This is a genomic window from Actinospineispora spinosispora DSM 44797 (assembly GCF_000429025.1).
Taxonomy (GTDB): domain Bacteria; phylum Actinomycetota; class Actinomycetes; order Mycobacteriales; family Pseudonocardiaceae; genus Pseudonocardia; species Pseudonocardia spinosispora.
On sequence record NZ_KE386838.1, the window covers coordinates 170367 to 185238 of the forward strand.

Consider the following 14872-nt stretch of genomic DNA (forward strand, 5'->3'; position numbering starts at 1 on the left):
AGCACATTGGTCGTGGTGCTCCGGCGGAACCAGTTCTATGGTCGAGATCATGAGTGAACGTCCGATCAGGATCGGCAACTTCTCCGGCTATCTCGGCGACCGGTTCACCGCGCTCGACGAGGCACTCGCCGGTGACCCGGTCGACGTGCTGATCGGCGACTACCTCGCGGAGATCACCCTGGCCGCGCTGTCCGCCGGGTATCGGCGCGACGGCAGCGGTGGCTATGTCGGTTACTTCGTCGACCAGCTGCGACCGCACCTCGCCACGATCGCCGAGCGCGGCATCAAGGTCGTGGCGAACGCGGGCGGCTTCAACCCGGCCGGCCTGGCCATCGCACTGCGTGACGCGGCCGCGGCAGACGGTGTCACGGTGAACATCGCCCACATCGAGGGCGACAACCTGCTCGCCGAGCTGCCCGACCTGCAGTCGAGCGGCGAGACGCTGTCCAACATGGACACCGGCGCCGCGCTGTCCGACTGGGGCTGCACCCCGATCGCGGCGAACGCCTACCTGGGCGGCTGGGGCGTCGCGGCGGCGCTGGCCGAGGGCGCCGACATCGTCGTGTGCGGCCGGGTCACCGACGCCTCGCTGACGGTCGGACCGGCCGCCTGGTGGCACGGCTGGCGCCGCGACCAGTGGGACGAGCTGGCCGGCGCGGTGCTCGCCGGGCACATCATCGAATGCGGCCCGCACGCCACCGGCGGCAACTTCTCCGGCTTCACGACGATCCCGAACATGCTGGTGCCCGGCTTCCCGATCGGGGAGATCGACGCCGACGGCACCGCCGTGATCACCAAGCACGGCCGCGACGGCGGCGCGGTCACCACCGACACGGTCACCGCGCAGCTGCTGTACGAGATTCAGGGCCCGCGCTACCTCAACCCCGACGTCACGGTGCACCTCGACGACGTTGCGGTCACCGAGCTGGAGCCGGACCGGGTGCTGGTGTCCGGTGCCAAGGGCACACCGGCGCCGCCGACCACGAAGGTCGCGGTGTTCGGCCAGGTCGGACACCAGATCATGAACATGGTCTACGTGACCGCGCCGGAGCTCGACGCGAAGGTCGAGCTGCTGACCGCGCAGTTCCACCGCGACCTGCCCGAGGGTGTGACGCTGGACATCACCCGCATCGGCACGGCCGCGGTCGACCCCGAGTCGCAGTGGGACGCCACGGTCGGCCTGCGGATCATGGCGACCAGCCGCGAGCGTGAGCCGCTGGACCGCTACAACCTCGCCGGCCGGGTCGGCAGCCTGTACCTGCAGAGCATTCCCGGCTACTTCCACGACGGCGCCTCGACGCTGCGCGCCACCCCGAGGCCGGTGATCGACTACTGGCCGGCCGTGCTCACCCAGGACAAGGTCGGGCACCGGGCGGTGTTCGCCGGCGGTCACGTCGTCGACGTCCCGGCGCCCTCGGCCACCGCGGCGGTCACCGCCCAGCCGGTACACCCCGAGCCGACACCCGTGCCGCTGTCGGCCCAGGTCAGCCGGGTTCCACTGGGGACCGTCGCCTATGCGCGCAGCGGTGACAAGGGCGGCAACAGCAACGTCGGCATCTGGGCGATCTCCCAGGAGGCCTGGCCGTGGCTGCGCGCCGAGCTGTCCACCGAGGGGCTGCGGGCGCTGCTGCCGGAGCTCAAGGAGCTGGACGTCGTGCGGCACGAGTTCCCGAACCTGCGCGCGGTGCACTTCGTGCTGCGCGGCCTGCTCGGCACTGGCGGCTCGGCGAACCAGCGCATCGACCAGGTCGGCAAGGCGGTCGGTGAGTACATCAGGGCGAAACACGTGCTGGTGCCGTCGGCGCTGGTCAAGGAGTCCTGATGGCACTCACCGAGAAGGTGACCGCGTCGGTCGCCGCCCCGCTCACGCACGACTCCTTCGACATCGCGGGTGCGCTGCGTGACCTGCTCGGTGGGATCGGGATGTCACCGGCCGACACCGGCGGCCGGATCGACTTCGCGGGCGCCGACCCGGTCGTGCCGAGCACGCTGCGTCTCGGCGGGGCGTCCGCGCTGGCGCTGGCCGCGAAGTCGGCGGCGATGGCGAAGCTGTGGCGGCTGCGTGGCGGCGACGGCCAGGACATCGGGGTGGACCTGCGGTCCGCGCCGCACCGGCTGTGCCCGTTCTACGACGCACGCTGGGAGCTGCTCAACGGGTATCCGCAGGGCGCGCCGGCCAACGCGAGCAACGCGCTCGGGTTCTCCTTCTACCGCACCGAGGACGAGCGTTGGGTGATGCCGCTCAACCCGTACCCGAAGATCAAGATCGCCGCGCAGAAGCTGCTGAACGTCCCGGACGATCCGGCGGCGGTGACCGAGGCGGTCGCCCGTTGGAAGGGCGCCGACCTGGAGGACGCCGCCGTCGAGGCGGGCTGCGTACTGCCGCTGCTGCGCACGCCGACCGAGCTGCTCGACGAGCCGCACTACCGCGACCACCTGGCGTCGATGCCGCTGATCTCGATCACCCGCATCGGCGACAGCTCGCCGGAGCCGCTGCAGGCCGGTTCGGAGGATCCGCTGTCCGGGGTGCGCGCGCTGGGCATGGGGCACGTGATCGCCGGTGCCGGCGTCGGCCGGGCGCTGGCGCTGCACGGCGCCGACGTGCTCAACCTGTGGCGCCCGCTCGAACTGGAGCACCCGGTCACCTACATCACCGCCAACGTCGGCGTGCGGTCCTCGATGCTGGATCCCCGCTCGACCGACGGCGCACGGCGGCTGCGCACGCTGCTGGAGGGTGCGGACGTGTTCTACGCGAACCGGCGGCCCGGCTACCTGGAGAAGATCGGGCTGTCCGCTTCGGAGGCCGCCGAAGCACGGCCGGGCATCGTGTACGCGACCGCATCGCTCAACGGGCTCACCGGGCCGTGGGCCGACCGGGTCGGCTTCGACCAGACCGCCGGGAGCCTGGTCGGCATGATGAACCTGGAGGGTGACGGCTCGAAGCCCGCGCTGCCGCCGATCCTGGTGGTCAACGACTACATCGTGTCCTGGCTGATGACCGCCGGGATCGTCGAGGCGCTGTGCCGGCGGGCCGTCGACGGTGGCAGCTACCGGGTGCACGTCTCGCTCACCCGCGCCGCGCTGTGGATCCTGAGCCTCGGCATCTTCGACCGCGACTACGCCCGTTCGATCGCCGACACCGGAGTGGAGCACGCCTACCACGACCCGGAGACGTTCACCGCCGAGACGCCCCTTGGCTCGTACCAGGGCGTGACGGACCAGGTCACGATGTCAGCAACCCCAGGCCGCTACAGAACAATCCTGGTCCCCCAGGGCTCCTCCCGCCCCGCCTGGCTCCCTCCCTCGTGAGTGATGAGGCCGTCTACCCCGCAGGGGCCGCGAAGCGGTAGCCGGTCTACGCACTCACGACACGCTTTTCGTCGTGAGTGCGCAGACCGGCTATAGGCGGCCTCAGCACTCACGAGGTACCCCGGGACTGTGCACTCCGAGCTGCGTGCAGCCCTGACGTGCTGATCCGCTCGTACCCGGCTTTCGTGAGTGGCAAGTGGTCCTATAGCAACCCTGGGCACTCACGACGAAAAGCGTGTCGTGAGTGCCCAGGGTTGCTACGCCTTCGGCGCCCCTTCGGGGTAGAACCACTTGCCACTCACGGATGGAGTTTGTGCATCCAGTTGTGGGGGTCGGGGGATGCGCCTCGTTGGATGTTCGTGAGGAGCTCTCGCAGGCGGAGGGTGACCGGGCCCGCTGTGCCGTCGCCGATCCGGACCGAACCGCCGGCGTGCTTCAGGCCGCTGATCGGGCTGATCACGACCGCGGTGCCGGAGCCGAAGACCTCGGTGATCGTCCCGTCGGCCGCGCCGTCGAGCCATTCCTGGGCGGACACCTTGCGTTCGACGACCTGCAGGCCCAGCTCCTTGGCCAGGGTCAGCACCGAGTCGCGGGTGACGCCGGGCAGGACGCTGCCGGACAGCTCGGGTGTCACCAGTTCTCCGGAGCGGTGCACGAAGAAGATGTTGTTGCTGCCCATCTCCTCGATCCATCGCCGCTCCGCCGCGTCGAGATAGACGACCTGGGCGCAGCCGTTCGTGGTCGCCTGCTGCTGCGGGAGCAGCGATGCCGCGTAGTTGCCGCCGCACTTCGCCGCGCCGGTCCCGCCGGGGGACGCACGGGTGTAGTCGTGAGCGAGCCACACGTCGACCGGCGTGAGCCCGCCGCTGAAGTACGGTCCGGCCGGTGAGGCGATCAGCAGGTACAGGTACTCCGCCGCCGGCCGGACGCCCAGCCCGACCTCGGTGCCGATCAGGAACGGCCGCAGGTACATCGACTCCTCACCGCCCGCGGCGGGCACCCACGCCTCGTCCACGGCCAGCAACGCGCGTAACGAGCCGAGGAACAGCTCGTCCGGGAGACCGGGCATCGCCATCCGCGCCGCCGACGACCGGAACCGAGCGGCGTTGACCTCGGCGCGGAACGAGGCGATCGACCCGTCCGGCTGCCGGTACGCCTTCAGGCCTTCGAAGATCTCCTGCGCGTAGTGCAACACCATCGACGCGGGGTCCAGCGTCAGCGGACCGTAGGGCTGCACCTTCGCGTCGTGCCAGCCCTGCTGCACCGACCAGCGAATGGTCACCATGTGGTCGGTGAAGTACCGGCCGAACCCCGGGTCGGCCAGGATCTCCCGCCGACGCTGCTCAGATGTGGGCGCCGGGTTGGGGGTGACGGGAAACGGCGTGCTCATGAGCTCTCCGGGGTCAGGGCCGCCAGTGCGGCCTGGGCCTTGGCGCGGAAGTCGGCGACGCGGGTCAGCTTGATGTCCTCGTAGCCGCGAATGCCGTCGGTCAGTGCGGCGAGCTCGACGACCGCGTCGACGTTCGACGAGGTCAGCAGGCCCAGCGCGGTGTCGATCAGCGACCGGTACTCGGCGATCAGCTCACGCTCGACGCGCCGGACCTCTGCGTAGCCGAACACGTCCAGCTTCGTGCCGCGCAGCTTGCGGGCGGCACGCAGGGCCCGGAACGCGGGGCCCGCGGTGCGGCGCAGACGCAGCTTGCGTTTCATCCCCATGGCGCGCAGCAGCGGCGGGTGCAGCATGACCGAGACCTGCGCGTCCGGCCCGAACTGCTCGTCGCGCCGCGCCTGTTCGACCGGGTCGAGGTGCAGCCGCGCAACCTCGTACTCGTCCTTGTACGCCATCAGTTTGTGCAGGCCCTGGGCGTAGGCGACGGCGATCGACGAACCGGCCTCGGCGTCGACCCGCGCCCGCGCGGCCGCCTCGACCCGGATGACCTCTTCGGCGTAGCGGCGCGCGTAGCCCTCGTCCTGGTAGCCGATGAGGTCCGCGATGCGGGTCTCCAGCACCGGCCGCAGGTCAGCCGAGGCGCGCGAGGCGAGGGCCGTCGCCGCCGGGTCGATCGACACGGTCGGCTGCGCCGGGGTCTCGACGACGGCGAGCACCGCTGCCCGGTCCTGGGCGACCGCGCGGCCCCAGCGGAACGCGGCGAGGGTCTTGTCTACGGCGGCGCCGTTCAGCCGGATCGCCTGCTCGATGGACTCGGCGGACACCGGGAGGCAGCCGTGCTGGAACGCGGCTCCGACCAGCAGCATGTTGGTCGGCATGTGGTCGTCGAAGAGCTGCTCGGACAGACCGGCGGCGTCCAGGTAGAGGTTGTCCTGTGCGCGGGTGGCGGACTCGACCCGCTCGATCGAGTCGGCCGACGAACCGGGAAGGACGACCCGGTTGGTGACCATCGCGGCGGTGGGCGTGATGGTCGTGTTGAGCACGGCGATGGTGCGGTCGCGGTGGCACGCGGCGAGCGTGTCGTCGGCGACCGAACCGAGCAGGTCGAAGCCGAGCAGGACGTCGCTGCCGGCGCGCGACGCCCGCAGCGCGCCGGTGATCGGGCGCTTGGAGATGCGTACGTCGCTGATCACCGGTCCGCCCTTCTGCGCGAGACCGGTCTGGTCGAGTCCGGCGGTGTACATGCCGTCCAGGTGCGCGGCCATCTGCAGGATCTGCGACACGGTCACCACACCGGTGCCGCCGATGCCGGGCATCCGCACGAGCGTCTCGTCGCTGGAGAACAGGCTGTGCGGCTGGGTCAGCTCGAACGGCAGCTCGGGAATGCCGGTACGGCGACGGCGAGTACCCGGTTCGACCAGCATGAACGACGGGCAGTCGCCCTTGAGGCAGGTCAGGTCGGAGTTGCAGGACGCCTGGTGGATGCGGGTCTTGCGGCCGAACTCGGTCTCCACCGGTTGCACCGACAGACACGTCGAGACGTCACCGCAGTCGCCGCACCCCTCGCAGACCCGCTCGTTGATGACGACCTTCTCGACCGGCGTTGGCAGCCGGCCGCGCTTGCGCAGGCGGCGCTCCTCGGCGGCGCACCGGTCGTCGTGGATCAGGACGGTGACCCCGTCGACGGTGAACAGTTCCTTCTCGACGTCGGCGAAGTCGTCGCGGTGGCGCACCGAGGCGATCGACGCGAGCGTCACACCCTTGTAGGTCGACGGCTCGGCCGTGGTGATCACGATCCGGCGGACGCCCTCGATGGCCAGCTCCTGGGTCAGCGAGGGGATGTTCAGGCGGCCCTCGGCGCGCTGCCCGCCGGTCATCGCGACCGCGTCGTTGTACAGCAGCTTGTAGGTCATCGTGACGCCGGCGGCGACCGCGGCGCGGATGGCCAGCGAGCCGGAGTGGTGGAACGTGCCGTCGCCGAGGTTCTGCACGAAGTTGCGTTCGGAGGTGAACGGCGCGAGGCCGAACCAGTGGGCGCCCTCGCCGCCCATCTGGGTGATGCCGATCTGGTTGCCGCGGCCGTTCTGGTCCAGCGCCACCATGGCGTGGCAGCCGATGCCGACGCCGACGAGGGTGTCGTCGCTGGTGCGGGTGGAGGTGTTGTGCGGGCAGCCGGAACAGAAGAACGGGCTGCGGGTGGCGACCGTCGGCAGCTCGATGCGGGAGCGGCGCTTCGGCGCGAGCAGCTCCAGCCGTTCGGTCGCGGAGCGGGGCAGCCGGTCGCGCCCGATTCGGGAGGTGACCGCGCGGACCACGTCCTCGGCGCTGACCGCGCCGCGTGCGGTGAGCAGCGGCCTGCCGGTCTCGTCGTGGCGCCCGATGACGTTCGGTGCGCCCGCGCGCCGGTACAGCGCGGCCTTGAACGCGTCCTCCAGGAACGCGGTCTTGTCCTCGACGACCAGCACCTCGTCGAGTCCTTGGGTCAGCGACGCGAGGTGCTCGCCGTCGAACGGGAACGGCATGCCGAGCCGGATGATGCGCAGCCCGAGCGTGTCCATCGCGGCGTCGTCGAGCCCGAGGTCGTCGAGCGCGCGCAGCAGCGTCGCGTACGTGGTGCCGGAGGAGACCAGCCCGAGCGTGGCCCGCCGGGCGTCGAAGGTGATCCGGTTGAGGCCGGCGGTGCGGGCGTAGTCGCGGGCCAGGTTGAGCCTGCGGGTCAGCATGTCGTGCTCGGCGTCGACGGCGGACGGGCCGACCAGGATCGGCAGGGAGCCTCGGTCGCGGTTCTTCGGCACCGGGATGCCGACGCCCAGGGTGGCCAGGTCGACGGTGGCGGAGGCGTCGGCGATCTCGGTGACGATCTTCAGCCCGGTCCACAGGCCGGACGCGCGGGACATGGCGACGGCATGCAGCCCGAACTCGATGATGTCCGCGACCGAACCGGGCGCGAGCAGCGGGATCGCCAGGCTCTGACACATCTGCTCGGACGCGCTCGGCAGGGTCGAGGACTTGCTGTTCGGGTCGTCGCCGATCCAGGCGACCGCGCCACCGAGCGGCGCGGTGCCGGCGACCGTGGCGTGCCGGATGGCGTCAGCGGCGCGGTCGAGTCCGGGGTTCTTGCCGTACCAGAACCCGGTGACGCCGTCGTGGCGTCGGCCCGGGATCTGGTCGATCAGCTGGGTGCCGGCGACGGCGGTGGCGGCGAGCTCCTCGTTCAGCCCGGCCTGGAAGACCACGCCCGCGTCGTCGAGCCGCTTGGCCGCGCGCCCCATCTCCATGTCCACGGTGCCCAGCGGCGAGCCCTGGTAGCCGCTGACGAACACCCGAGTGTCGAGCCCGCGCTCGGTGTCGAGCCGACGCTGCTGCAGGGTCAGCCGCACCAACGCCTGGATGCCCGACATGACGACGCGGCCCCGTTCGGCTGCGTACTTGTCCTCGAGTGACACGCTCACGACGGGCCTCCGGGGTAGTGGTGGTTGCCACACAGGAGACCGTGACGCATTCTTGCACGCAAGTAACCTCAGAGAACTCGCCATTAACACGCAAACTCTTGTCGAGGTTCCGCTATTGATCTTCAAGTCTTTGCGCCAGGAGGAAGTCGTGCCCGAGGTAGACGAGACGGACCACCGCCTGCTCAGGTCGCTGCGCGAGGACGGCCGGCGCACCTACTCGGAGATGGCGAAGGAGGTCGGACTGTCCGTCGCGGCGGTCAAACGGCGCGTGGACCGGATGCGCGAGATCGGCGTCATCACCGGGTTCACCGCGCAGATCGACCACGCGAAACTCGGCTGGGGTATCGAGGCGTTCACCGAGATGCGCTTCACCGGGACCACCGGAGTGCGGGAGATCGTGCAGACCGCGACTCAGCTGCCCGAGGTCCAGGCGGTGTTCACGATCGCGGGCGACCCGGACGCGCTGATGCACCTGCGCGTGCGCGACATCAGCCACCTGCAGCAGATCATCGACAAGCTGCGCCGCTCCGGCACGGTCACCGGCACGAAGACCCTGATGGTCCTCGGCTCCTGGACCCGCGATTAGGCTGTCCGCCGGTTTCATCCCCGCTGGCCATCAAGGTCGTTTCTTGGCACGCCGCGCACCTCGTGGTCACACCGCGCGCTGTGCACGTGGCGCGGTGTGGACGTCAGGTGCGCAGTGTGGCCCACATACCGTTGGTGCACGCAGCCATCGACCTCTGCAGCCACATGTGAATCACCAGCCCCACGCGCGGGCCTGTCGGAGGACTTCGCAGAGCGTCATGTCGCGTCGCAGACACTGCAGCGTCTGCGACGCCACACGTAGCTCTGCGAAGCGGTACCAAAGTGACCAGCGGGGCCAGAGGTACGAACCCGCCGCCACCTGCGGCGGACACGCACACTGCCCCGTTCCCCGCGATCCTGGCCCGCACTTGGCGTGGTCGGGTGGTGTCAACCCTGAAACCTCGCCCCCGGACGTCGGACAGCCGCTGCGGCTAGCGAGGCCGGCGAAGCCGGGGGTTGACTCCGCCCGACCACGCCAAGACACTCGCTGGCCAGCGAGGACGCACCCTCACGCCGAGAACACTCGCCGGCCAGCGGGGAACGAGCGCTCGAGGTGAACCAGGTGCCCGATCAGTCCATGCCGAGCGGGCCAGCGGACTCTCCGGAGAGGAACTGACGGACGAACGGGTCCTCCGAGGCGAACGCCTCCTCGGCCTCGCCGTAGTGCACGACCTTGCCCTTCCAGATCAACCCGACGTAGTCCGACACCTTGCGCGCGGTGCGGATGTCGTGCGTGACCAGCAGGTACGTGCCTTTGTGCTCGCTGTGCATGTCGAGGATCAGGTCGTTCAGCAAGCTCGTGCGCACCGGGTCCAGACCGGAGTCGGGCTCGTCGAAGAACACGATCGACGGGTCCATCACCAGGGCGCGGGCGAAGCCGGCGCGCTTACGCATACCGCCGGACACCTCGTTGGGCAGCTTGCTCCAGGACTTCTCAAGGCCAACCTCGGTGAGCCGCTTCATGACGATCTCGCGGATCTCGTCCTCGGACTTGTCGGTGTGCTTGCGCAGCGGGAACGCCGTGTTGTCGTAGATGTTCAGCGAACCGAACAACGCGCCGTCCTGGAACAGCACACCCATGCGGGTACGCAGCTCGTAGCGCTCCTTCTCGGTGATCTTCCAGATGTCCCTGCCGAAGATCAGCACCTCACCGTCGTCCGGCTCCAGCAACCCGACCAGGTGCTTGATCAGCACCGACTTACCGGTACCGGACGGGCCGAGGATCGTGGTGATCGCATCGTCCTGGAACTGCAGGTCAAGGCCCTGCAGCACCTTGAACGAGCCGAAGGCCTTGTGCAGGCCCTTGGTCTCCATGCTGTGTTGGCCCACGCGGGATTCCGTCGGTGTGGCACTCATTTCGGTAGCCGCTCCACTCTGGGGTAGGCGCCGGTGAACGGGCCGGGGTTCGGCAGAGAACCGGGCTTCGGATAGGGGTTGGTGTACGCCAGCGGGCTCGCCGGTAGCCCAGGCGCGACCGGAGTCTGTAGTGAACGCGCATCAACTACCGGCATCAGACGAGCGTAATGCACACCACGCTCATCACGGTTCTCAAGAACCCCATTAAAATTGGCAAGATATCCGGCCAGGTCACGGCCATACGGCCGGATGTAGCGCAGCATCGGGTCGACGTCGCGCAACAGCTCGTGTGTCGGGTCGATCACCTCGCGGGCGTCGTCGTGCGTCCAGCAGCGTGCCGGTGTCGTTGCCGAGCTGCGTGAGCTGCTCGGACTGCGCGGCGATCGCCAGTACCGCGGTACTACCGTCGCCGCCCAGCTCACCGAGGCCGTCGAACAGTGCCGCGACCGGCTTCGCGGTCCCTTCCGTGCCGGCGCCGACCGAACGCGGCATGGTTCTCTCCCGCCGGACCGTGGAAGCGCACGTGCAGCACGTGATGGCCAAGCCGGCCTTCACCTCTCGCACCCAGGTGGCCGCGTGGGTGGCCGGCTCGGGCCTGCGCTCGTCCGCCTGAAGCAGACGAGAGTCAGCGCCATGCCGGAGGGAGGCCGGCTCGGGTGAGGTGTTCGGGGCCGATGAACGTGGTGACCTCGGCGATTCGGTCGCCGCTCAAGGTCAGGACGTTGAGCGACCAGGCCACGTGTGCCTCGGCGTCGGTGTCCCACAGGTAGCAGCCCACGGCGGGCTGGCCGTTCGCGCTCGTCGGGACGTGCCGCCAGGAGCCGCAGCTGTTCAACGGCACGGCGCGGGCGAAGTCGGCGACCGCCGCGATTCCCCGGTACCAGTGCGGCAGCGGCGGCATCGACCAGGTGACGTCCTCGGTGAGCAGCGCGATCAGCGCATCCGCGTCGCCGCGTTCCAAGGCGTCCGCGTAGCCGGCGATGACCTCCCGGAAGCGGGCGTCGTCGATCCGCCGCCGCCCGGGTTCGGAAGGGACCTTCTCCGCGACGATGCGCCGCGCCCGCTGCAGCGCACTGTTGACCGACGCGGTCGAGGTGTCCATCATCTCGGCGATCTCCGCCGCCGAGAAGCCCAGCACCTCGAACAGCAGCAGCGCCGCCCGCTGGTTGCCCGGCAGGTGCTGCAGCGCCGCGACGAACGCCAGCTCGACGGACTCCCGCTGCTCGTAGCGACCGGCGGGACCCCGGCTGTCCGGGTACGGGCCGATCCAGGCGATCTCGGTCAACGGCGTGTCGCCGTGTACCGCGTGTTCGCTGGACGGACCGAGGTCCATCGGCAGCGCACGCCTGCCCCGTGCCTCCACGACGTCCAGGCACGTACGCGTCGCCACGGTGTAGAGCCAGGACCGCAGCGAACCCCGCCCCTGGAAACCGGCGAACCCACGCCAGGCCCGGACCAGCGCATCCTGCAACGCATCGTCGGCGTCGTGCGCGGAGGCGAGCATGCGGTAGCAGTGCGCGTGCAGCTCCGACCGCAACGGCGCGACCAGCCGGGTGAACGCGGCGTCGTCACCGTCCCGGGCCAAGGCCAGGTCAGCACCGGGTTCGGTGCCGCGCGCGGAAATCTCGGTCACACCGATGAGTCTGCCGCGGATGGGGAGTCTTTTACCCGACCCGGCAGCGACCCCACCCTCGGAGGAGTCACCGTGACCGCCACCCTGACAGTTCCCGGCGCACGACTGCACTACGAGGTTCGCGGCAGCGGACCGCTGGTGGTGCTGCTCGGCGCGCCGATGCACGCCGAGCACTTCGCGCCGCTGGCCGAGCACCTCGGCTCCGACCACACGGTGCTCACCACCGACCCGAGAGGTATCAACCGCAGTTCGGTCGACGACCCGGGCCAGGACTCGACGCCGGGGCTGCGCGCCGACGACGTGGCCCACCTGTTGTCCCACCTGGCCGCCGGGCCTGCCGCGGTGTTCGGATCCAGCGGTGGCGCGGTGACCGCGCTCGCGCTGGCCACCGCCCATCCCGACCTGGTGCACACGGTGGTCGCGCACGAGCCGCCGTTGATCACCATGCTGCCCGACCGCGAGGAACGGCGCGCCGCGACCGAGGACATCACCGCCACCTACCTGGCCGGGGACCCGATCGGCGCCTGGACGAAGTTCTGTGCGCTCGCCGGCATCCCGCTCCCGCAGGTCCAGGGCCCTCCGCCCGAGCAGAGCGCGCAGCAGCTGGCCGACGAGCGGTTCTGGTTCGCCCATGAGATGCGCGGCAGCTCGGGGTACGAGCCGGAGATCGCCGCGCTGCGCACCGGTCCACCACGCATCGTGATCGGCATCGGCCACGACTCGACCGATCAGCTGTGCGACCACACCTCCCGTGCGCTCGCCGCGGAGCTGGGGATCGAACCGGTGATGTTCCCCGGCGGGCACGTCGCCTTCACCGAAATCCCGGAGGCGTTCGCCGGTCAGCTGCGTCCGCTGCTGCGCTGAGCCCGGTGAGCGGGATGCGACACCGTTGTGCTTCACCCGGACCTCCCTGCCGGCGACGGCCCGCCATCCAGTGGCGTGGGACACCGAGGTCGGTCGGCCGTCGCTCGCGGCGCTGCTGGCTCAGCTCGGGACCGATCGGCTGGAGGTGTTCAGCGCGCCGCGAAGGCTCGGCTCGCCGGTGCGCACGGCGGTGATCTGGGACGGCGTCGGCGCCATCACGATCCAGGTCGGTGACCTGGTGCTCGGGGTCGGGGTCACCGGCGCGGTGATCGCGCTGGACGGCCCGGTCGAGATCGACGACACGGCGATGCAGCCGCTCGCGTACTCGAACGTCGACGACAGCTCTTCCGTCGTGAGTGCGTAGACCGGCTATAGGCGGCCTCAGCACTCACGGGGGCCCCGGGACTGTGCAGCTCCTACTACGTGCGGTCCGTGGTTGCGACCAAGGCATCTCGGCTTCGCCGTCGACTCGTGAGTGGCAAGGGCGCCTATAGGCGCCCGGAGCACTCACGACGAAAAGCGTGTCGTGAGTGCTCCGAGCGCCTACGCCTGCGGCGCCGCTTCGCGGTAGACACCCTTGCCACTCACGTAAAGTGATGGGGCTATGGAGCGGGACAGCACTGTCGACGCGGTCGACCGACGCCTGTTGGAGCTGCTCAGCGCGGATCCCCGGATGTCGACCCGCGCGCTGGCCCGCGCGATCCACATGTCGGCGAGCGCCGTCGGGGAGCGGCTGGACCGGCTGCAGAAGCGCGGCATCATCCGAGGGTTCGTGCTGGACGTGGACCCGACCGCGCTGGGCTACACGCTCGAGGTGGTCGTGGCGATCCAGCTGCGGCAGGGCAAACCGGTCGTCGAGACCGTCGAGGCGCTGCGGTCGATCCCGGAGGTCCGCAACATCTCGCTGGTCACCGGCAGCTGGGACCTGCTGCTGACGTTCCTGGTGCGCGACCAGGACCACCTGCGGGAGCTGCTGCTCGGCTCGGTGTGGTCGGTCGCCGACTTCCAGCACAGCGAATCGATGATCATCCTGCAGACCTGGTCGTCCGCCAGACCGCACGTCGGTGAGGAAGAGGACTAGCTCAGCAGCAGCTCCCACCTCGGGTTCTCCAGGATCGCCCCGACCCTGGCCAGCACCCGGCTGCCCAGCTCACCGTCGACGAGCCGGTGGTCGAACGACAGCGCCAGCTGCGTGGTGTGCCGCAGCGCCACCTTGCCCTTGTGCTCCCAGGGCAGTCGCCGGACCGCGCCCAGGCACAGGATCGCGGCCTCACCGGGGTTGAGGATCGGTGTCGCGGTGTCCACGCCGAACACCCCGACGTTGGTGATCGTGACGGTTCCCCGGCTCATGTCGGCGGGTGTCGTGGCTCCGGTCCGCGCCGTGTCGACCAGCTCGGTCAGTGACTTCGCCAGCCCCGGCAGGGTCAACGAGCCCGCGTCCTTGATGTTCGGCACCAGCAGCCCGCGCGGTGTCGCCGCCGCGATACCGAGGTTGACCTGCTGGTATCGGACGATCTCCTCGGTCTTGTCGTCCCAGGACGCGTTGATGTCCGGGTACTCGCGCATCGCGGCGAGCAACGCCCGCGCGGCCAGCAGCAAGATCGTGACGCGTGCCCCGTCGAACGCGCTGTCCCGCCGCAGCCTGTCGACGAGCTTCACCGAGCGGGTCACGTCGACGGTCAGGAACTCGGTGACGTGCGGCGCGGTGAACGCGCTGGCGACCATCGCCGACGCGGTCGCCTTACGGACGCCACGCACCGCCTCCCGAATCTCGCCCGCTCGCGTCTCGCCCACCGCCGCCGCCGGTGCCGGCCGCACGTGGTTCACCACGTGTTCGCGGGTGACCAGCTGCTCACCCGTCGCCTCGGCCACCTCGTCGAGGCGGACGCCGAGGTCCTTGGCGAGCTTGCGCACCGGGGGCTTGGTCCGGACACCCGGCCCCGGGGGGATGGCCGGCGACGGCGTCCGTTTCGCGCGGCGTTTCGTGGCGCTCTCCGAGGGCCCGTAGCCGACCAGCACGGTCGGCGTGGGTTCGGCCGCCGGATCGGTCACCGCCACGATCGGCGTGCCGACCGCGACCGTGTCGCCCTCGGCGACCAGCAGCTCAGCGACCACCCCCGCGAACGGGGAGGGCAGCTCGACCAGCGACTTCTCCGTCTCGACCTCGACCAGCACGTCGTTGATCTCGACCGTGTCACCGACCTTGACCCGCCAGGAGACGATGTCCGCGCCGGTCAGCCCCTCACCGACGTCCGGGAGAAGGAAGTTCTGGGTGCTCATGGG

Annotated in this window: 13 protein-coding genes; 7 read left to right on the plus strand and 6 right to left on the minus strand. The window is 70.1% G+C overall.

Annotated elements, in window-relative coordinates; all coding sequences use genetic code 11:
- Positions 1-49 precede the first annotated feature (49 nt).
- Positions 50-1822, plus strand: coding sequence for an acyclic terpene utilization AtuA family protein (locus tag G406_RS0141465; RefSeq protein WP_028938456.1), 1773 nt, complete (start codon positions 50-52; stop codon positions 1820-1822).
- Positions 1822-3309, plus strand: a complete 1488-nt coding sequence (locus tag G406_RS0141470) for a CoA transferase (RefSeq protein ID WP_028938457.1) — start codon at positions 1822-1824, stop codon at positions 3307-3309. Before G406_RS0141465 ends, G406_RS0141470 begins: the two co-directional genes overlap by 1 nt.
- Positions 3310-3607: 298 nt before the next feature.
- Here the strand turns inward: G406_RS0141470 and G406_RS0141475 are convergent, their stop codons facing one another.
- Together G406_RS0141475 and G406_RS0141480 are read right to left on the minus strand one after the other, a co-directional pair.
- The gene (locus G406_RS0141475; protein ID WP_028938458.1) at positions 3608-4699 is read right to left on the minus strand and encodes a branched-chain amino acid aminotransferase; all 1092 of its coding nucleotides are present in this window, start codon (positions 4697-4699) and stop codon (positions 3608-3610) included.
- On the minus strand, positions 4696-8151 hold the full coding sequence (locus tag G406_RS0141480) for an indolepyruvate ferredoxin oxidoreductase family protein (RefSeq protein ID WP_028938459.1): 3456 nt from the start codon (positions 8149-8151) through the stop codon (positions 4696-4698). The genes G406_RS0141475 and G406_RS0141480 overlap by 4 nt, the downstream gene beginning before the upstream one ends.
- A 148-nt stretch (positions 8152-8299) precedes the next feature.
- Here G406_RS0141480 and G406_RS0141485 point away from each other — a divergent pair, with 148 nt between their 5' ends.
- Positions 8300-8737 carry an Lrp/AsnC family transcriptional regulator gene (locus tag G406_RS0141485; RefSeq protein ID WP_028938460.1) on the plus strand — a complete coding sequence of 146 codons (438 nt, stop codon included), beginning with the start codon at positions 8300-8302 and terminating at the stop codon, positions 8735-8737.
- 569 nt (positions 8738-9306) lie between these two features.
- Here the strand turns inward: G406_RS0141485 and G406_RS0141490 are convergent.
- Together G406_RS0141490 and G406_RS0141500 are read right to left on the minus strand one after the other, a co-directional pair.
- Positions 9307-10092 carry an ABC transporter ATP-binding protein gene (locus G406_RS0141490; RefSeq protein WP_028938461.1) on the minus strand — a complete coding sequence of 262 codons (786 nt, stop codon included), beginning with the start codon at positions 10090-10092 and terminating at the stop codon, positions 9307-9309.
- A 231-nt stretch (positions 10093-10323) separates the two neighbouring features.
- Positions 10324-10584, minus strand: a complete 261-nt coding sequence (locus tag G406_RS0141500; RefSeq protein WP_028938462.1) for a hypothetical protein — start codon at positions 10582-10584, stop codon at positions 10324-10326.
- On the opposite strand from G406_RS0141500, the gene G406_RS59495 reads away from it, so the two are divergent.
- The gene (locus tag G406_RS59495) at positions 10583-10705 is read left to right on the plus strand and encodes a helix-turn-helix domain-containing protein (RefSeq protein ID WP_281172628.1); all 123 of its coding nucleotides are present in this window, start codon (positions 10583-10585) and stop codon (positions 10703-10705) included. The two genes, G406_RS0141500 and G406_RS59495, sit on opposite strands and share 2 nt — an antisense overlap.
- Positions 10706-10717: 12 nt before the next feature.
- On the opposite strand, the gene G406_RS0141510 is transcribed toward G406_RS59495, so the two are convergent.
- On the minus strand, positions 10718-11725 hold the full coding sequence (locus G406_RS0141510; protein WP_028938463.1) for a sigma-70 family RNA polymerase sigma factor: 1008 nt from the start codon (positions 11723-11725) through the stop codon (positions 10718-10720).
- Positions 11726-11797: 72 nt separating this feature from the next.
- Here G406_RS0141510 and G406_RS0141515 point away from each other — a divergent pair, with 72 nt between their 5' ends.
- The 3 genes from G406_RS0141515 (at position 11798) to G406_RS53035 (ending at position 13670) form a co-directional block, all read left to right on the plus strand.
- Complete coding sequence (locus G406_RS0141515; RefSeq protein ID WP_028938464.1) at positions 11798-12589, plus strand: alpha/beta fold hydrolase; 792 nt, start codon at positions 11798-11800, stop codon at positions 12587-12589.
- Positions 12590-12614: 25 nt separating this feature from the next.
- Positions 12615-12953 carry a hypothetical protein gene (locus G406_RS0141520; protein ID WP_156935444.1) on the plus strand — a complete coding sequence of 113 codons (339 nt, stop codon included), beginning with the start codon at positions 12615-12617 and terminating at the stop codon, positions 12951-12953.
- A 240-nt stretch (positions 12954-13193) separates the two neighbouring features.
- Positions 13194-13670, plus strand: coding sequence for an Lrp/AsnC family transcriptional regulator (locus G406_RS53035; protein WP_051343379.1), 477 nt, complete (start codon positions 13194-13196; stop codon positions 13668-13670).
- On the opposite strand, the gene G406_RS0141530 is transcribed toward G406_RS53035, so the two are convergent.
- Positions 13667-14869, minus strand: a complete 1203-nt coding sequence (locus G406_RS0141530; RefSeq protein ID WP_028938466.1) for a dihydrolipoamide acetyltransferase family protein — start codon at positions 14867-14869, stop codon at positions 13667-13669. The genes G406_RS53035 and G406_RS0141530 overlap by 4 nt on opposite strands.
- Positions 14870-14872 lie beyond the last annotated feature (3 nt).